Here is an 18598-nt window from a genome sequence, read left to right on the forward strand (position 1 = left end):
CATAAAAAAAGCGTCATTTCGAGGCATGAAGCAAGCTCTAAACTATACAGAGTAACTCTGCTAATCGGGGATTGCTTCGTACCTCGCAATGACGCGTGGAGGTGTAAATGATGACATATAGCGCATTCACCCCAACTCACCACTCACTATTCACTACCTTGCTTCATCGAGCTCTATAACCACACTGGTTCTATTTTTGTCTACATGTGGGTTTACGCCTACATTCATTAAAAAGTCGCCGGTTAATACCAGGTCGTTTTCTATGGATGATTTAGCCCCCGGGTAAAGGTTGATCTCTTTTACCGCGTATTTTTTCTGCGGATCGAGGCCTTTTAAGCGAATTGGCACACGCGTACCTGTACCATACCGGTTATTCACCAGGTAGTTAAACATCACCGCTTTTGCTTTGGCATTATCTACATACATGATAGATGCGGCATCATTATCCCATGGACTTTGTAAACGATACTGATCGCCATGCCAGATAGCCTCTTTCAGGTTATCATAATTTTTTAAAGCGCCATGCACATAATCCAGGTCCTGCTCGCCTAGCTTGCTGATCACGATATCAAAGCCCAGTTTACCCATCATGGCTACATCTGTACGGAATTTAAGCGGCTGTTTGCCCCAGTCGGTCACGTGGTTTGAGCTGGTGATAGCCGGGTAGAAGTAAGAGTACTCCCACTGGATGAACACGCGCTCCAGCGGATCGGTATTATCGCTTGGCCAAAATTCGGTGAAGTATTTCAATGCGCCATAATCCACACGACCACCGCCGCCTGAGCAAAGCATTAAAGGCACCTTTGGATATTTAGCCCGTACACGCTCCAGCACTTTATATAAGCCGCGTACATAATCGGTATACAAATGCGACTGATCCTTTTTCAGATATGCCGAATAGGCGTTATATATCACCGCGTTACAATCCCATTTAATGTAAGCCAGATCTGGATTTTTGGTAAACAGGTTATCTACTATGCCAAATACAAAATCCTGCACTTTAGGATTAGTGAGATCAAGTACCAGCTGGTTACGGAAATACTTTTCGGGACGGTTTGGTTGTTTAATCACCCAATCCGGATGTTTTTCATACAGCTCGCTTTTAGGGTTAACCATTTCAGGTTCAATCCAGATACCAAACTTTATGCCATTGCTTTGCGCTTCTTTCACCAGCCAGCTGATGCCGTCGGGTAGCTTTTGTTTATTCTCCTGCCAGTCGCCCAAACCTGCATGATCATCATTACGCGGATATTTATTGGCAAACCAGCCATCATCCAGCAAAAACAGGTCTACACCCAATTTTTTGGTATCTTTTAATAACTCGGCCAGTTTAGTTTCGTTGAAATCAAAATAGGTGGATTCCCAGTTGTTCAGCAGGGTTAATCTTGAGCCTTCGCCATCAACAATTTTGTATTTGCGGGCCCAGCGCTGTAATTTACGGCTGGCATCACCCTTACCCTGATCGGAGTAGGTGTACACTAAAGCTGGCGTAGCAAACTCTTCGTTCGGTTTTAAATGATATTCAGCCGCGGCGTTGTTGATACCGGCAATCAGTCGCAGGTTATCAGACACATCCAGTTCAAAATCGAGCCTGAAATTTCCCGACCACTCCAACGCGCCCAGCAATACTTTTCCTTCATCCTCAGTAGCAGGTTTATCCATAGATACTGCAAACATGGATGGCTCATACAAATTAGCCCGAGTGCCCAATTTACTGTCAATAGTTTTGATACCGTGGGTTAGTTTAGCCTCCTCCGGACGCATTTCTTCGGCCCAGTTGCCATGGTATTGTTTCAGCCAAAAGCCATCACCTTTTAAGTTAAGGTTGGCCGAGGCAAATTTATTTAACACCACCTCACCTTTTTCACCATGTTTTATCACCGACCATTGTTCGGTAACATCCTCTTTGAAATAGGTTTTGTAAAACAGTTTTACCTCAAAATCATAAACCGGATCTTTCAGCGTAACCGTTAATAGCGAAATATCATCCGCAACTTTGGTTACCTCGTGGCTCACATAAGCCAGATTGAGTGACTTATCGCCGTTGGCATGAGTAACGGTGATGGCGGGTTCGGCCAGGTTAGCGGAGCCAGATGGTGTATAAGCCGAGTTAAGGATACCGGAGTCGTCCTTTTGGTTATACATTTTCTGGATGCGTGCGTACTCGGTGGTATTGCTCAGCTTAGCGCCAAAATAAACCATCTTCAGGTTTTTGTTGGCATCGGTTTGTAATACCAGCGCGTTGTGCTGTGTTTCGACCGGGATGGTCACCACCTGGGCAAAACTGCTGCCGGCCGTAAACAGACCACCAACCAGGCATAAGGGCAGTAAATGATTTCGGAACATTCTTTTCAATTTATAAGGTTATTTTCAGTGTTAATGTATTAGCAATTATTCTTTTTCAAAATCCTCAGCGCTGTTCGAAGTCTCTGACTTCGAACCCGTATGCTTGTAGTCTTCAGACTACCCGCTTCCGGTAGTTGCAAACTACCGGCATAATCGTCCGAAGTCAGAGACTTCGGACAGCGGCGTTTACTTTTTAATTTTTATTTCTTCGCATCAATATCCAATTTGTATAAAGCCGCATCACCAGCCTCCAGTTTAAAGCTTAATGTTTTGCCCAGGATATCACCCTGCAGCAGTTCGTGTATCTCGTATTGATCTTTGCTGTTTAAACCCAGGCGTTTGCCATCCATAGCAAAGGTTTTTGGTTCGCTGCTGTAATTGAAAACGGCAATATAGATACTATTTCCAATTTTTTGGGTGAACATTTCCGAAGCGTTTTCGCCGGTATTGCCTTCCACTGGTTTAAATGTTTTCCCGTTTTCGATCAGCTTTATGATCTCCGGTTTTTGGTACCAGTTTTTAGCTCTGTCGCTCCATGGGCCGTGTACCGAAAAATCATCGCCGGTAATTACGGTACCGGTTATCACAGCCGATAAAAAGCGGGCCCGGTTAGCACCTTCGCTCTCGGTTGACAGCACCACATGATCGGCATCAACATAATTGTATAAAAAAGTTTGCCACCAGCCATAGCTTACGCTGTTGAGGGTGTACTGGGAATCTTTGATGGTTTTAAAGGCATCGCAGGCAATGCGGCGGGTATGTACGTAACGGCCGGTAGCCAGGCTTGGCGAAATAGCGGCGTAAATCAACATCTGGTCGCCCAGTTTGTTGATCAGGTACTCCATGCCTTTGCGATAAGCTTGCATCCCCGTGGTTACCGTTGGATCATAAAAATGGGTCGACTCGGCTGTAGCATGTCCTAAAAAGTCGATCTTGATCATTTTAAAACCGCAGGCTTTCAGTTTGCCTATAGTGAGGTCGATACGCTCAAGCGTACCGGGGTGGGTTGGGTCGATAGCGCGGGCGCCGTCGATATCATGATAACCGTTGCCTACTTTTGTCCAGATATCGCCAAAGGTGTATTTGCTGCCGGGCACTTTGCGCTGCGGACCATCTTTCCAGCCCCAGTCGGTAAACGGCGCCCAGTATACGCCGGGTTCCAGGCCTTTGCTCTTGCAGTAATCAGCAAATTGTTTCAGCTTGCTGTAATCGCCTTCGGGGCCACCTTTCACCATAAAATCCCAATAAGAATCCAGATCGATAAAAGCGGTTTTACCTGTGCGGAAACCAGCCAGGCTATCGGCAAAAAAGTCGGCCACTTTGGTGGCTTTCTCGTAGGTGAGTTTATCCTGCATTACGCCCCAGCTGTTCCAGCCTACGGGTGTGGGTTTTGTCCAGTTGAACACATAAGGCGGCTCGGCAATGCGGTTGGCTTTGGCATACTCTTCCATGCCGGTGCGCCAGTCGTCAAAATAGCCTACCAGTATTTTTGGTGATTTCACTACATCGCCGCTGATGGTTCCGTGAGCGATATTATCGCGGGTTACACTGTTTTCGGTGTACCCAGCCCAAACCTGGATGGCATTGCCACTATCGGCTTTGGCGGTGCTGCGGATACCGGTTTTCCATACTTCGTGCTCGATGGAGCCTGCCACAAAACCGGCGCGGCTGTCGTTGCTGTACACGGCCCCTACTTCGGAGCTCATATTGCTGAACGGAGCAGTAAACGGTTTGGCGTTATAACGGATAAAAGTGTCATTATCAAAAGGTACAAAAATGCTGCGCGCATCGCCGGTAATGGCAGCTATATTGCCCGAGAACGGGATGATGGAATTGGTCTGCAATCCCTTGCCAGATGCCTCTATCTGGGTGATAAAATACTCGTGGCCAGGGTAAGTGTAAAACACCTGTTTGATAGGGTTAAGACCTTTACCGCTTAGCGTGATGGTGTGTTTAACACCCTTGCCAAAACCATCGGTAACAGCGGCTTTGGTATAGGTGCGGGAGGTATAATCTTTGGTAGAAACAGTTTTACCATTTAGTGAGATACTGGCATTTACCTTGTTGTATACCAGTATTTTACCCTTAACTACCGAATACAGTCCGCTTTTCAGATCGTAGGCAATGGCGTTACCGGTACCGTAGGGTATGATAACCTGTCCTGTGCCCGGCGATTTAAGCGCCTGCGCCGAAACTTTATTTACAAATGGCAAAGCCAGTAGTAGTGCGAACACTAGAACCGGCCTGGCTATTTTTTGGATGGATTGTCTTGTTGCTGTTGCAATAGGCTTCATGTATAGTTTAAATTGTTTAGCTTTTTTGGGCGGTAATATTTTTGATCACGCCGTTTATTTTCACCTTCACACCGCGCGGATTGGGCGAGGTGACTTTATATGTGGTGACCTTGCCATCCTTCCAGGCAAAATCAACAGTAAAGTTGCCGCGGGCTTTGAGGCCTTTTACAGAGCCGGATGCTTTCCAGCTATCGGGCACGGCGGGCAGCAGATCGATATAACCGGCGTGGCTTTGGATGAGCATTTCGGCTATACCGGCGGTAGTACCAAAATTACCATCGATCTGGAACGGAGGTCCGGCAGAAAGCAGGTTGGGATAAATACCACCGCCCGAGCCATAATTGATATCGGTACGGGTGGTTGGTTTCATGATCTCGGTAAACAGCTTGTAAGCGCGGTTACCATCATGCAGCCTTGCCCAGAATAATAGTTTGTAGGCGATAGACCAGCTCGGCCCGTCGTCGCCACGAACGTTGAGTGTTTTCTTGGCAGCTTCCGCGAGTTCGGGTGTGCCATCCGATGTAATTTCGGATGCTGGGTAGATACCGTACAGGTGCGAAATATGGCGGTGCTGAGGTTCGGTTTCCTGATAATCTTCCATCCATTCCTGGATGCGGCCATTTTTACTGATTACACCGGGAGGCGGGATCTGTTTAAGGCGTAATTTCAAGGTATCGCTGAATGATTTATCAATCCCCAAAGTTTCAGAAGCAGTAATTACATTGGCGAATAATTCGCGCATGATCTGGTTATCAATAGTAGCGCCGATACAAATACTGGCATGCCGGCCACTCCCATCAGGCATCACAAAACTATTCTCGGGCGATGAAGACGGCGCTGTAACCAGGTAACCGCTTTTAGGATCTTTGATGAGGATACTGCTGTAAAACTGTGCAGACCCTTTTAAAATAGGATAAATGCTTTTTAAATATGCCTTATCGTTACTGAAGGCATAGTGATCCCAAAGGTTGCTGCACAGCCAGCCCGATCCGGCTTTGGTTACACCCCAGGAAGCACTTTCGCCGGGCTCTGTCCAGCCCCAAACGTTAGTGATTACGTGGGCCACCCAACCATCGGCATTGTAGTAAGCTTTGGCGGTACGTTCGCCGGGTTTAACGAGGCCACGCACCAGTTCAACCAGGGGCAGGTTCAGTTCGGATAGATTGGATACCTCTACCGGGAAATGGTTCATCTGTACGTTCACATCCAGGTGGTAATCGCCGTTCCAGGGAGTATGGATCTGATTAGCCCAAAGGCCCTGCAAGTTTGGCGGCAGCAGACCCACACGCGTACTGCTGATACTCAGATACCTGCCGAATTGAAAAAACAACACCGGCATATCTTTATGATTACCCGGTTGCTTATGAAAGCTGATCAGCTGCTGATCGGTAGTTTCGGTGCTTTCCGGTGATCCTAAATTGATGTCGACACGGTTAAACAGTTTTTGAAAATTGGCGATATGCTGTTGTTTTTGCGCAGCATAAGGCTTTTTTATAGCGGCATCCAGATCGCGCTGGATCCTTTGTTTAAAATCGGGCTTGCGGAAATCGGTGGCTGCCGATACGTAAATGATCACCTCGGTAGCATTTTTTATCACCAGGCTGTTGGTGGTGCTGCTGAGCGTACCGCCGGTTAATTTGGCTTTAACGCTGGCCTGGTATTGCATGCCGTTGCCATCGGTACCGTTATCCAGCCTGCCCTGCAATAACAAGGTGTTGCCGCTGGTGCTGGTAGCTGAACGTTCGGGGCGGGAAATGTTGATACTGAAATTGAGCTTGCCGGGTTTATCCGCCGTAAGCCTGATCATGTCCACATCATCGCCAAAACTGGTGAAGTATTCGCGTTTGTAGGTAACGCCATCAACCTGGTAGTTGGTATTGGCTACCGCTGTAGGTAAGGACAAGGACCTTTGGTAATTGGTAACCTTGGCATCGGGTTTACCATAGTCAAACTTCAGGTCCAGATCACCCAAAACCTGGTAGCAGCCCCAGCGTGCGCCACCCGAGCCCGGGCCTTTGCACACAAAATCTTTGTCGATCAAAGCCTGCGCTTCTACATTTTTACCGGCCAGCAACAGCTCCTTTATCTGCGGCAGCTGTTTATAAGCCTCGTAATTGTTGGCATCCTGTACTGAGCCCGACCATAAGGTAATGTCATTCAGTACGATCTTTTCATCGTTCACGCCGCCGTCGGGCATCATGCCCAGCCTGCCGTTGCCCAGGGGCAGGGTTTCTTCCCAAACGGCGGCGGGTTTGTCGTAATGCAATCTCAACGCTTGTTTTTGCGCAAAACTGAGCGTTGAGGTTAATAACAATATACTTGTTATGGATGTGAGACGTTTGGATATCATTAGTTTTAAGTAATTAGGCTTTGGTGGGTATTACCGGGATGCTCTGCGCGCTTTTGTCTAGATCCAGAACAATCACCGAGCAATTTTCATCGGGCATGGTAACTGGCAGGTTAATCTGATAATTGTTTTTATCTGCTTTAAGAGTCACTGCAGCCCCATTCATAAAATAGGATTTGGTGATCCTTACACCCGGAATAGCGGGAATAGTGAGCACTCCATCCTTACGCTGAAAAACATGCAGGTATATTTTATTACCCTTACGAGTGGCCCCGTAAACAGCATTTGGTGCGTAAGGTCCTCCTTGGGTACTGTAAATGCTTTCGCCGTATTGTTTTAACCAATCGCCCATTTCCTGCAGGCGTTTTATCTGCCGGGCCTCCATGTGTCCATCCATGGCCGGGCCAACATTGAATAACAGGTTACCATTGCCGGCTGCGGTAGTTACCAGCGTTTGGATGCATTGTTTCAGGGACTTCATCTGGTCGTTGGGTTTCCAGGCCCATTGATTACAAATGGTGATGCAGCTTTCCCAGGGCTCGTTCATATTGATCTCCCCTATGCGTTGCTCGGGGGTTAAAAAATCACCTACCGATTCCTCGTTCAGTTTTTCGCTGATCTTACCCAGTCTGTTGTTGACGATCACATTGGCGTCAACACTTTTGATGAACTGGTATATTTCTTTGCCATCTTCTTTTGTCCATGGCTTTTCCCAGTAGCCATCAAACCACAGCATAAAAGGTTTGTATTTGGTGATCACTTCCTTCAGCTCGTTTTTCATGCGGGTTTTAAAGGCCGTCATATCGCCCTTAACATTTTTGGTAGAGTCGTAAGGGTTGTGGATGGGGTAATCAGGGTCGTGCCAGTCTAACACGGTAAAGTAGATACAGAAAGTTACACCCTGTTTTTTACAAGCCTGTGCCAGCTCACCCACGATATCTCTTTTAAATGGCGAATTGGATACGTTATAATCAGAAAAAGCGGTTGGCCATAAGCAAAAGCCATCATGATGTTTGGCGGTGATGGTGAGGTATTTCATACCGGCATCCTTGGCGGTTTTCACCCAGGCATCGGCATTGAACAATCTGGGATCAAACTCATGGTACAGGTTGTCATAATCAACCTGGGCTACCTCTTTATTGCGGCTCCAGCCAATTTCGGTACCGCGCTGGGTTACCGGGCCAAAATGAATGAACATACCAAAACGCTTGTCCATAAACTGATCCATCACCGCTTTTGGGGTTTTAACCTCCTGGGCAAACGCCGTGCAAATGCTTAATGCCAGGGCCATGATCAGAGCCGCTTTTTTCTTTATCATATTCAGGGTTTATTTGTTGTTTACCAAAAAATGAACGATCCTGCAGGCATGCCCCTTGCTCGCATTGTTCTTTTTATCGCTGATCTTGATTTTCAGCATATGATTGCCATTGCTCAAATTATCGCCCAGTAAATGATAAATGGGCAGATGCAACCAGCTGCTGAACTCGGTGAACAGGTCCTTATCTTTATAAGGGCCATTATCTACCGCGTAGGATATCGTGCCCGCGTCGCCACCGGCTACTACGGCAATACCTACCGCGTTACCTTTAAATGGGAGTGTTAATTCTGCCCCCGGTTCATCGGCATTCAATACCGGCACATGCACAAAACCCGGGCGGGTGGAAAGACCATCCTTCGGATTCCAATCGGGTGTGATCTGCCAACCTTTGCCCAGCTTGGCATTAGCCAGGTCATAATAGCTGCCATTTTCATAGCGGGCCTTATCAATTACCTGGGGTACAGGCATTTTAAACGGCACTTTGTATTTAGCCTCCACACACTCCTGCAACAGCGTCCGGATGGTGGCGAAATAGAGCTCCTGCCCGTAATAGGCCGGGTGGATGTCTTTAAAATCATCATTCCAGGTAAGCTCCTTATTTTTGATCTTGTCGTTCACTTCCAGCGCCAGGTTTACATAGGGCAGGTTATAGTGTTTGGCTATCAGTTCATGGTTAAATAATTCGGGCGATAACTTGCCTTTGGCATAGTTTTCCATTTTTTGCTGATCGACAAAGGCCATCAGGATTACGTCGGTATAAGGATTGGCATTGCGGGCATGCCTTACAATACCTTCCAAAGCACGTACCTGTGTGGTGCTGTCGGTACCGCGATCGTTTACGGCCGCCTCTAAAAACAGCAGGTCGGTTTTACCCGAATCCAGGATATCACGCTGCACGCGGAATGCATGCGGCAAACTACCTAAGGATGGTATACCGGCGGCTATAAAATGAAAATCAGTTTCGGGATAAGTTTCTTTCAGATACCGGCAGATCTTGTTGCGCCAACCCGGGTTAAAGGTGATCGATCCGCCCAGGAACGAAACTGTGGCCTTCTTTTTAACCGTTACCGTGTAATAAAAATTATTGAGCTTGCTGGCTGTGGTTACATAATTGCTGTACGGCAGCGCGTTTTTTACGGGGTACGAATTGCTGTAGATAAAATCGGCATAATAACCGGGGCGATCAATTTTAACGTGATGTCCCTGCAGCTCCACAGGCCCCTGGGTTATAGGCTGAATGCTCACCGGGCCACCCAAAGCCAGGTAATTTTTAGCGAAGATATAGGTATTTTCATCGGGCGGAACCAACTTATCGTTTAAGCCGATAGTATGCAGCACCGGCACGCGGAACGAGGCCAGCCCTTCCAGGTTATCTATCGGGTTATCTTTATAAGCCAATGCCTGCTCTTCGGTAAAATGATATACCTCTTTCAGCTCTTTCCAACTATTGGCATCACCGGGGCCTTTACCTTTGCCACCGGGCCAGCTTTTAAAATCGCAAACCGGTGTTTCGCCATAAATACAACTTACCTTATCCGGATTACGCTTAGCCCAGCCATATACATACAAACCGCCACGGCTTACGGCTTCTAACGCCACCTTGTGGGCGAATGCTTGCTTTTCTGTTAAATAGGCATAAAATTTATCCCAAACCTGTAAGGCCTGCGGAGCGCCATATTGATTATCTACATTAACAAAGGCCACATAAAAACCCCGGGTAAGCAATATGCTGTCGATTTCGGTATGCCAATCCGGGAACGAGGCGCGCCATACCCAGGGATTGCCCGGTAGAGGGTGCGCGGGCTTTACATAATAAGCGTCGTGCCCGTCGATGTTAATGGTTACTTTTTCAAAACCCTTCCAAAGGGTGTTTTTGTCCTGAGCTTTTACCGGTAAAAAAGCCCCCAGGGTTATGGTTAAAATAAATAAGTATTTAAATTTTATCATGCCTTGCATCCTATAATACTGTTATAATGGTTTTCGCCGGATGGCTTTTTTACTGGTTTGGTAAATGTATTGGCTAATTATATCTCAAAAAATGGATAAATCTTTGAAATAGATGGACAATCCCCTTTGCCTCATCTTTCGCAGGCGACTCACCCCGTCTACGCTTCGCTGGACGACCCTCTCTTCGCCTGCGGCGGAAAGAGGGTTTGGAAAACATTTTGTCATGCTGAATGGAATGAAGCATCTGCTATTGAACTTTTTAATTGTAGAATAGATACTTCGTTCCTCAGGATGACAAAAAGAAAGGCGATCCCCTCTTTCCGCCGCAGGCGAAGAGAGGGTGATCAAGCGAAGCGATGATCGGGTGAGTCGATTCTGCGGCGTTATCAATTCCCCACAAAATCATAAACCTTCCCCTTCTCTGTCTTAAAGCTGTAAGCCACATCATTACCAGCCCCATCAGTTTTTGAAACCTGTGAAGCAGTTTTTAAAGCATTAGGGCTTTGCAGTTTACATTCGCCGCCGGCCAATGATTTGATACTAAGCTTAACAATTTTGCCGTCTTTCCATTCCATGTTCACGATCTCAAAATCACCACGGGCACGCAGGCCCTGTACACTCCCTGTTGGCCAGGTTTTGGGTAACGCGGGTAATAATTGCAGTTCGCCGGTTTGGCTTTGCAGCAGCATTTCGGTTACGCCGGCTGTGTAGCCAAAGTTTCCATCAATTTGGAATGGTGGATGCGCACAAAAAAGGTTGGCATATAAACCGCCGCCTTCGTTATAATTTACTCCGGAACCACCAACCAGCGTTATAAAATTGTTCAGAATGGTATAAGCGTGGTTACCATCTTGTAAACGTGCCCAGAAATTCATTTTCCAGGCCATCGACCAGCCTGTTGATACATCACCACGGGCCAGTAAGCTTACTTTAGCAGCTTTGGCCAACTCAGGTGTTTTGAGCGTGCTGATGCGGCTGCCCGGGTGCAGACCGAAAAGGTTTGAAGAATGGCGGTGCGTATCTTTCGGATCGTCACGATCGGTTTCCCATTCCTGCAGTTGACCCCATTTACCAATTTTTGGTTTTAGCAGGTGCTCTCGCATATCGGCTACGCGATCGCGGTATGTTTTGTCGATGCCTAAAACATCAGCGGCCTGAATGTAGTTAGTGAACAGGTCGTATACTATTTCCTGGTCATAAGTAACCCCATCTTCGGTAGGTCCATGCTCTGGCGACCAGCCCAGCGGCGATACCAGCGTACCATCAGGGCGACGTTTCAGGTGATCATCCCAAAACTCCACTACCTCTTTCAAAATAGGATAACCAAAGCTTTTCAAATAGGCTTTGTCCTGTGTAAAGGCATAATGCTCCCAGATGCCCTGCATATACCAGGCGCTGCCGGGAGTGTTCCACAAAAAGCTGGAACCGCCATAAATATTGTTCTCGGTTTTCACCGTCCAGCCGCGAACGCCGGGATACTGCTTGCGGGTACTTTCCTTTTTCACCTCGCGCATACTGTTAATATAATCGAGGTATGGGAAATGACATTCTGAAAGATTAGTAGGCTCGGCCAGCCAGTAGTTCATCTGGATATTGATGTTGGAGTGGTAATCACTGCGCCATGGTGGGTTATTGCTTTCGTTCCAAAGGCCCTGCAAATTGGCTGGCAGGCCTCCTTTACGTGAGGAGCTGATGAGCAAATAGCGGCCATATTGATATAACAAGGCCTCTAATTGCGGATCGCCTTTGGTTTTATAAGCTGTAAGTCGTTTGTATGTGGGCAAAGCGGCCTGCTCTGCCGGGGTGTTACCCAGGTCAATAGCTACACGGCCAAACAATGCCTGATAATCCTGTAAATGGGCAGCTAACAGTTGCGCATAGGTTTTGCTCCAAGTCGCCGTTAAGGCTTGTCCTACTTTTACTTCCGGGGATTCGCCGCGCCAGTGTTGTTCACGTTGGTTACTGTAATCAGTAGCTGCAGCCAGTAATACGGTAAAACCATTTGCTTTTTTAATAGTTAATTGCGGCTCCCCTTTACTATCCGGTTCAACATATGCAGTACCACCATCTACTTTAACTGTAAGCCCGGCATAGTATGCCAGGCCGTTATCCAATTTACCTTTAATTTTCAGCATGACGCCATTTTCGGTAACTTTAGTGTTGTGGGCATCTTTTAATTTAATAGTGGCAGAATAAGCGCCTTTTTTATTGGCGGTAAAGTGCAATACCATCACTTTGCCAGGGAAACTGCAAAAATACTCGCGTTGATAAGTCACGCCCCCATCGGTATAGCTAATCTGTTGTACGGCCTTACTAATATCCAGCTGACGGCGATAATTTGCCGGTATTTTTTGGGTTGAATCTTTACCCTTAAAATCAATGTACAGATCGCCGAAGGCCTGGTAAGCGCCGGTTTCGTTTTCGTCGCCCGTCCATAAACTGATCTCGTTAAACTGGATGTGCTCCTGCGCCAATCCGCCGAATACCATACCGCCTATGCGGCCATTACCTATGGGATAGGCTTCGGTCATCCAGGTTTTGGCGGGTTTATCATCCCAAACCGTTAAACTTTTTTGATGCAGACCTGGATTTACCTGTTGGGCACCTGCGGTAAATACCCATAGGGTTTGCGTTAAGAAAAGCGAAAAGCAAGTAATCTTTTTAATCATCAGAAACAAAAATTTAGTGTTTAATTGGTTTGATTGTTTCGCTCCGGATATACTTACCATATTCTATCTCCAAAAGCACCCAGATGTAACAATCAGCGCTAAAAATATAAATTAAATGTAATACTTACAGTTTTAATTTAAACACACATGATATTTGTTACATTTTGCCGGATATCATGCTCAATCGGTATGGAAAACCTCTTGCATGTTTTGCCATATTTTTTGCTGAGCTGCCGCCTCGGGCAGTGGATTTTGCGTGGGATTGGTTTCTTTCCACCAGCGCTGGGTGGTGGTATCGGCAGCCATCAGGGCCATGTCTTTATCAAAATCGGCCCCCACATATTCAAAATAGCTGAACAGAAAATACTTACCCTCTATTTTTTGAATGTAGATGGAGTAGTTACGGATGTTGCATTCTTTGATCTTTTTTAATACCCCAGGCCAGGCGGCAGCGTGCAGCTTTTTATAGTAAGCCATCTTTTCGGGTTTTAAGCCGGTTATCATACCAAAGCGTTTTACTTTGACAACATGAGCAGTTGATTGTTGCTGCTGAGGATGATCACATGCTGAAAAAGTCAGCAGGCAGATGATCGCTATACAAAATCTTTTCATATCCATCATTAATTATCTGAAAATGTAAAAAAGCACCACCATAATGAGTACCAGTAATACCGAGAGCACTTTATAGTTCCCCAAGCCGCTCCAGGCCGGGCCACGCAGGGGTTCCCAGGGCGATCGCCAGTAGAGTACCGAACTTTCCTTGGTATGTTTTACTGGGTAGATATAGGATAGCGATACCTGTATCAGTACACAGATCACAAACAGGTAAAAAGCCATCATCATAAAGGGGATCTGCCCTATTGCGGTATCCGGAAACAACTTATTCGTCGCGAATACGATCACACCAATAGCCGAGCCAATCCACAAAGTATATTTGGCTGATACGGCCGATGCCTTATCCCAGAATACGCCCAACAAGAACACGCAGGTTATAGGCGGCGCTATATGCGCGATGATGTCATTCAACCCATCGAAAATACTGCCGTAGCGATTAAGCAGCGGCAGCAAAGCCAGCGACAAAACCAGTGATACTCCCGCAGCTATTTTGCCCACTTTTACCAGTCCGGCATCGTTAGCCTCCGGCTTATATCGTTTATAAATATCATAGCTTACAATGGTAGAAATGGAGTTTAGCGCCCCTGAGATCTGGCTCATCAAACCCGATAACAGGGCGGCAACTAATACACCTATCAATCCTTGAGGTATCAGTTGGGTGATCATGAGGGTGTAGATGCCTTTGCTGTCAACAACCTCTTTCCCGCCAACAACAGATTTTAATGCCGAAATATCCAGGTGACCGCTTTGTGCCAGCGTATAAGCAAACAGGCCCGGCATCACAAAAATAAAAACGGGTAATATTTTAATAAAACCGCAGAATAATGGGCCCACACGGGCATGGTTCTCGTCTTTGGCGCCCAATACCCGCTGTACAATGGTTTGATCGGCGCACCAGTACCAGATGCCTAACACCGGGTAGCCCAGAAATACAGCGTACCAGGGCATACCGCTCGGATCGCCATGCGGACGTAGCATGGAAAGCTTGTTCATTTCGCCGGTATGTTTTAATACATCCACCATCGGCTCCCAGCCGCCCATTTTGTTATAGGCGGCAATGCTCATGATAATGGCGCCGCCCAACAGCACCAGGGTTTGGATAGATTCTGTCACCACCACAGCGGTTAAGCCGCCAACAACGGTGTAAATGGTGGTAATAATGGAGATAACGATAACGCTGGTATACATATCCACCCCGAACAAAGTATGCAGCACTACCCCACCGGCCAGTAGCGAAAAAGCGATATGAATAAGTACCGCCGACACTACGGATATAATAGCCAGCCAATCGCGACTGGCACGATCATACCTTTTCTCCAAAAAATCGGGCAGGGTAGCCACACCCGATTTGATATAGAACGGCGCGAAGAACAAGGCCAGCAAGATCAAAGTAAAGGCAGCCATCCACTCAAAATCGCCATTGAGCAGGCCTTTATCAAAGCCGCTTTGGGCCAGGCTTACCAAATGCACACAGGATATGTTGGTAGCGAACAAGGCCAAACCGATCATGGGCCAGCGCAGTTTTTTGCCCGCCAGGAAGTACTCCCCGGCAGCATTATTGTTATTCCGCGTTTTACGCTGATGCCGGATACCCGACCATAGCCCTATGATAAAAATAAAGGCGATGTACAAGGCGCTGATGATCAAATCGGGAGTATGGATCATGTTTTTTTGTTTAGAATCAAGAGATAAGAATTAAGACAAACTGTTGCTTTATCAACCTTCCCTTTGTTCTCATATTTTGACTTTTGAATTTTTACTTTTGACTTAATGCTATCAAATCGCAGCTGCTGCCGGGCTCCTGCGGGGTGATGTATACACCATTGCTGATATGTACCGGGTTTACAAAATGCTGCTGTAAATGTGGGATATGCTCTAAAAACAAGGCTTCGTGCCCCATCGATATATGGTTGAACAGTACCAGGTGCTGGTGTAATTGCCCCATATCGCCTACATGAGGCACTACCGGTATACCGTATTTTTTACAAAGCAGGCTCACCGTGATAAATTCGCTTACCCCGCCTACACGCACCGCATCCACCTGGATAAAAGAGGCGCAGCCAGTTTGCAGGTAATTTTTAAATATGATCTTATTGGGTACGTGCTCGCCCAAGGCCAGTTTTACCGGGGACACGGCATCGGCCAGGGTTTTATGGGCCAGTACATCATCCGGGTGGGTGGGCTCTTCTACCCAGTAAGGGTTCATGCTTTTGAATTGATTGCAGATGGAGATAGCCTGCGGCAGGTTCCATTGCTGGTTGGCATCCAACATCACTTTTACGCTGTCACCCGCCACTTCACGTACAATGTGCGCCCTGCGGATATCCCTTTCCGGATCAACAGAACCTACTTTAAGTTTCATGGCGGTAAAACCTTCTTCCAGGGCTTTCTTACAGTTCTCGCGTACTTTTTCGTCGGAGTAGTTGAACCAGCCGATGGAAGTATCATAACCCGGGTAGCCGGTTTGTAAAATATTTTCCCGCTGATGGCTGGCAGACCTTTGATCGGTAAGCATTTGGATAGCCTGCGCATGAGTCAATTCATCCTCGAGATAGGAAAGATCAAGCGTCGCCACAATTTGCTCGGGCGACAGATCAGTGAGTAATTTCCATAGCGGTACCCCCCTCTTTTTGGCCCAAAGATCATAACAGGCATTAGTGACCGAAGCCAAGGCCAGGTGCACCACACCTTTATGCGGCCCCAACCATCGGAATTGCTGATCGTTGGAAAGCTGGTTGAACAATCGACCAAAACCGGCCATGGTTTCTTCAATATCTTTCCCCGCCAGTTTGCTGGCATAATAATGGGCGGCTTTGCAAACCAGGTCGTTGCCCTCGCCAAGGGTAAAGGCAAAGCCGGTGCCTGTTAGTCCGCTATCATCAAACAAACGGGTTACTGCGTAGGAATAAACGGGGTTGGTATGTACGGCATCACTCCCGGCGCTACCATCAAGCGCGTAGCGTACGTCGTCAACTTCAATATTCTTTATCATCTATTTTAATTCTGTTTTTTATTGATTTGGCGCATTCATAACACGACGATAGCCTAATTCGGCACCTCCGCTTACGGGTAAAATACAGCCTGTTATAAAACGGGCCTGTTCAGATATCAGGAACAAACAGGCATCGGCTATGACATCACCTTCCGGGCAATAGCCTAAGGCATGGATCCCATCCAGATAGTTTTCGATAGTCAACGGATCGGGCTGCTGCTGGCTCCAACTACGTAACATAGGCGTCCATACACCTGCCGGCGCAACAGCGTTCACCCGAATACCAAAAGGCGCGTAATCAAGCGCCATTGATTTGGTAAGGGCATTAACAGCTCCTTTGGTAGCGCTGTATGCCGCATGGATCTCCTGCCCTATCTCCCCTACAAGACTGCTGGTATTTAAAATATTCCCTTTCGTTTTTTTGAGTTCATCAATGCCAAAACGGGTGGTATTATAAATGCCTTTTACATTCACATCGAACACTTTATCCCACTCTTCTACCGTAGTTTCGTGTACAGCTTTTGAGGGGTTGGATATACCGGCGTTATTATGGATCACATCTATCCCGCCAAAACGAGCTACGGTTTCGGCAATGGCGCGCTGCATATCATCAGTTATGGATACGTCGGCATTTATAAATAATATTTCGGTTGCAGGTAGTTTTGATTTTGCCTGTTCAATACTGCTTTCGTTATTGGAAATGATGCTCAACCGGGCCCCGGCGGCGCTGTATACTTTGGCGCATTCCCAACCGATACCCTCGGTGCCCCCGGTCAAAAAAATCACTTTGTTGTTGAGTATCATATATTTTATAGTTAAAATCAAGGCAGAACATCAGCTATCGCGTAACTGCTTTTCCTCGAAATTTATTAGTCGTCTGGTTAAATTGGTACTTGCAGAACAATTCAAAAGTAAAGCCCTGCGCTATTGTTTATAATAGGCAAAACATTTTTTTTAATGGATTATTCAACTAAAAATGAAGCGATAAGTACAGGATATTGGCAAAATGTTGTCATGGGTATTCAATATGGCTTAAATGATTGTATTTGCAGATTGTTTTATCTATAATAGCGTTAGATATTACACAACGATCTGTTAATGATGTAATATTCCATTATAAACCAATTGTTACCTTCATGAATAGCACCTTAAAAAGACGGGATGGCTTTATAGGAGAAAAGATGTTGGCCATCCCCCCAAAAATACTGCGGGAAGCGAAAGACAAAAACCCTGAGCTTTTCCGCATCTATATTACTTATATAGGTTATTTCCCCAAAGCCGCCGCCCATTACCGCGAGCGCAGGAAGGGATGTGAGGACAATATCCTGATCTATTGCCTGCAAGGGAAAGGACATTATATATTGGATAATAAACGCTATGAGGTAACATCCAATCAATTTATCATTATACCGGCTACGGATAAATACATCCGTTACTGGGCCGACAAGGACGATCCCTGGACAATTTATTGGGTACATTATACCGGTGAAAATATCCGGGCCCTTAACCAGTCGCTCAACCTATATATCAACAAAGGCCCTATCCCAATACCTTTTAATGAAAAAGCCATAGAGATATGGCAAAATATTTATCAAACCCTGGAAATGGGTTACAGCATCGAGAACCTGTGTAACGCCGCCTTTTGTCTGCATCATTTGGTAGCCACGTTTCTGTTTCCGCAGCGACATGTGCAACATGATAAAGAGAATAATGGCGATATGATCACCAAAACCATCAATCATATGCGGCTTCATATCAGTCAAAAGCTTACTGTGGAAGATATGGCTATCAGGCATAGCTTATCAGTATCGCATTTTTCCAACATTTTCCGGAAGGCCACAGGTATGCCGCCTATTGATTATTTTATCCAGCTCAAAATGCAAAAGGCTTGCCAGTTGCTTTATGCTCATGATGATAAAATAAAGGCGGTAGCTGCCGATCTTGGCTATGATGATCCATACTACTTTTCGCGGATATTTAAGAAGTATGTGGGCTCCTCGCCGGAAGCTTATCGGGTTACGGCGAAGAATACGGGGTAACCAATCAATTCCGGGTGTCATGTTGAGCCTG

At 46.5% G+C, this 18598-nt stretch carries 11 protein-coding genes; 1 reads left to right on the forward strand and 10 read right to left on the reverse strand.

From position 1 onward, the window contains the following. Positions 1–153: 153 nt before the first annotated feature. The 10 genes from G7092_RS08225 to G7092_RS08270 all read right to left on the reverse strand — a co-directional run bounded on the left by G7092_RS08225 (position 154) and on the right by G7092_RS08270 (position 17332). Entirely contained in the window at positions 154–2346 is a 2193-nt protein-coding gene (locus G7092_RS08225; protein WP_166088036.1) for an alpha-galactosidase, read from the reverse strand. Between the two features lie 200 nt (positions 2347–2546). Then, positions 2547–4640 (reverse strand): alpha-galactosidase, encoded by a 2094-nt coding sequence (locus G7092_RS08230; protein WP_166088037.1) that lies wholly within the window; start codon positions 4638–4640, stop codon positions 2547–2549. Positions 4641–4656: 16 nt separating this feature from the next. Next, positions 4657–6990: a glycoside hydrolase family 95 protein gene (locus G7092_RS08235; protein ID WP_166088038.1), complete on the reverse strand. Its 2334-nt coding sequence runs from the start codon at positions 6988–6990 to the stop codon at positions 4657–4659. A gap of 13 nt (positions 6991–7003) precedes the next feature. Then, positions 7004–8305, reverse strand: coding sequence for an alpha-L-fucosidase (locus tag G7092_RS08240; RefSeq protein WP_166088039.1), 1302 nt, complete (start codon positions 8303–8305; stop codon positions 7004–7006). A gap of 9 nt (positions 8306–8314) precedes the next feature. Continuing rightward, positions 8315–10252 (reverse strand): SGNH/GDSL hydrolase family protein, encoded by a 1938-nt coding sequence (locus G7092_RS08245; RefSeq protein WP_166088040.1) that lies wholly within the window; start codon positions 10250–10252, stop codon positions 8315–8317. 386 nt (positions 10253–10638) lie between these two features. Further along, positions 10639–12921: a glycoside hydrolase family 95 protein gene (locus G7092_RS08250; RefSeq protein WP_166088041.1), complete on the reverse strand. Its 2283-nt coding sequence runs from the start codon at positions 12919–12921 to the stop codon at positions 10639–10641. Positions 12922–13101: 180 nt separating this feature from the next. After that, positions 13102–13533: an L-rhamnose mutarotase gene (locus G7092_RS08255; RefSeq protein WP_166088042.1), complete on the reverse strand. Its 432-nt coding sequence runs from the start codon at positions 13531–13533 to the stop codon at positions 13102–13104. 12 nt (positions 13534–13545) lie between these two features. After that, positions 13546–15201 carry a sodium:solute symporter family transporter gene (locus tag G7092_RS08260; RefSeq protein ID WP_166088043.1) on the reverse strand — a complete coding sequence of 552 codons (1656 nt, stop codon included), beginning with the start codon at positions 15199–15201 and terminating at the stop codon, positions 13546–13548. 91 nt (positions 15202–15292) lie between these two features. After that, entirely contained in the window at positions 15293–16528 is a 1236-nt protein-coding gene (locus G7092_RS08265) for an enolase C-terminal domain-like protein (protein ID WP_166088044.1), read from the reverse strand. Between the two features lie 18 nt (positions 16529–16546). Continuing rightward, positions 16547–17332 carry an SDR family NAD(P)-dependent oxidoreductase gene (locus G7092_RS08270; RefSeq protein ID WP_166088045.1) on the reverse strand — a complete coding sequence of 262 codons (786 nt, stop codon included), beginning with the start codon at positions 17330–17332 and terminating at the stop codon, positions 16547–16549. A 332-nt stretch (positions 17333–17664) separates the two neighbouring features. Between G7092_RS08270 and G7092_RS08275 the strand changes: the two genes are divergently transcribed. Then, a complete protein-coding gene (locus G7092_RS08275; RefSeq protein ID WP_166088046.1) occupies positions 17665–18567 on the forward strand; it encodes an AraC family transcriptional regulator in 903 nt (300 codons plus the stop codon). The last annotated feature ends 31 nt before the right edge of the window (positions 18568–18598 follow it).

This window comes from Mucilaginibacter inviolabilis, assembly GCF_011089895.1.
Taxonomy (GTDB): Bacteria; Bacteroidota; Bacteroidia; order Sphingobacteriales; family Sphingobacteriaceae; genus Mucilaginibacter; species Mucilaginibacter inviolabilis.

Bases quoted from the DNA above. Each gene is read 5' to 3' on its own strand.
- G7092_RS08225 (WP_166088036.1), bottom strand. From the start codon at position 2,346: ATGTTCCGAAATCATTTACTGCCCTTATGCCTGGTTGGTGGTCTGTTT.
- G7092_RS08230 (WP_166088037.1), bottom strand. From the start codon at position 4,640: ATGAAGCCTATTGCAACAGCAACAAGACAATCCATCCAAAAAATAGCC.
- G7092_RS08235 (WP_166088038.1), bottom strand. From the start codon at position 6,990: ATGATATCCAAACGTCTCACATCCATAACAAGTATATTGTTATTAACC.
- G7092_RS08240 (WP_166088039.1), bottom strand. From the start codon at position 8,305: ATGATAAAGAAAAAAGCGGCTCTGATCATGGCCCTGGCATTAAGCATT.
- G7092_RS08245 (WP_166088040.1), bottom strand. From the start codon at position 10,252: ATGATAAAATTTAAATACTTATTTATTTTAACCATAACCCTGGGGGCT.
- G7092_RS08250 (WP_166088041.1), bottom strand. From the start codon at position 12,921: ATGATTAAAAAGATTACTTGCTTTTCGCTTTTCTTAACGCAAACCCTA.
- G7092_RS08255 (WP_166088042.1), bottom strand. From the start codon at position 13,533: ATGAAAAGATTTTGTATAGCGATCATCTGCCTGCTGACTTTTTCAGCA.
- G7092_RS08260 (WP_166088043.1), bottom strand. From the start codon at position 15,201: ATGATCCATACTCCCGATTTGATCATCAGCGCCTTGTACATCGCCTTT.
- G7092_RS08265 (WP_166088044.1), bottom strand. From the start codon at position 16,528: ATGATAAAGAATATTGAAGTTGACGACGTACGCTACGCGCTTGATGGT.
- G7092_RS08270 (WP_166088045.1), bottom strand. From the start codon at position 17,332: ATGATACTCAACAACAAAGTGATTTTTTTGACCGGGGGCACCGAGGGT.
- G7092_RS08275 (WP_166088046.1), top strand. From the start codon at position 17,665: ATGAATAGCACCTTAAAAAGACGGGATGGCTTTATAGGAGAAAAGATG.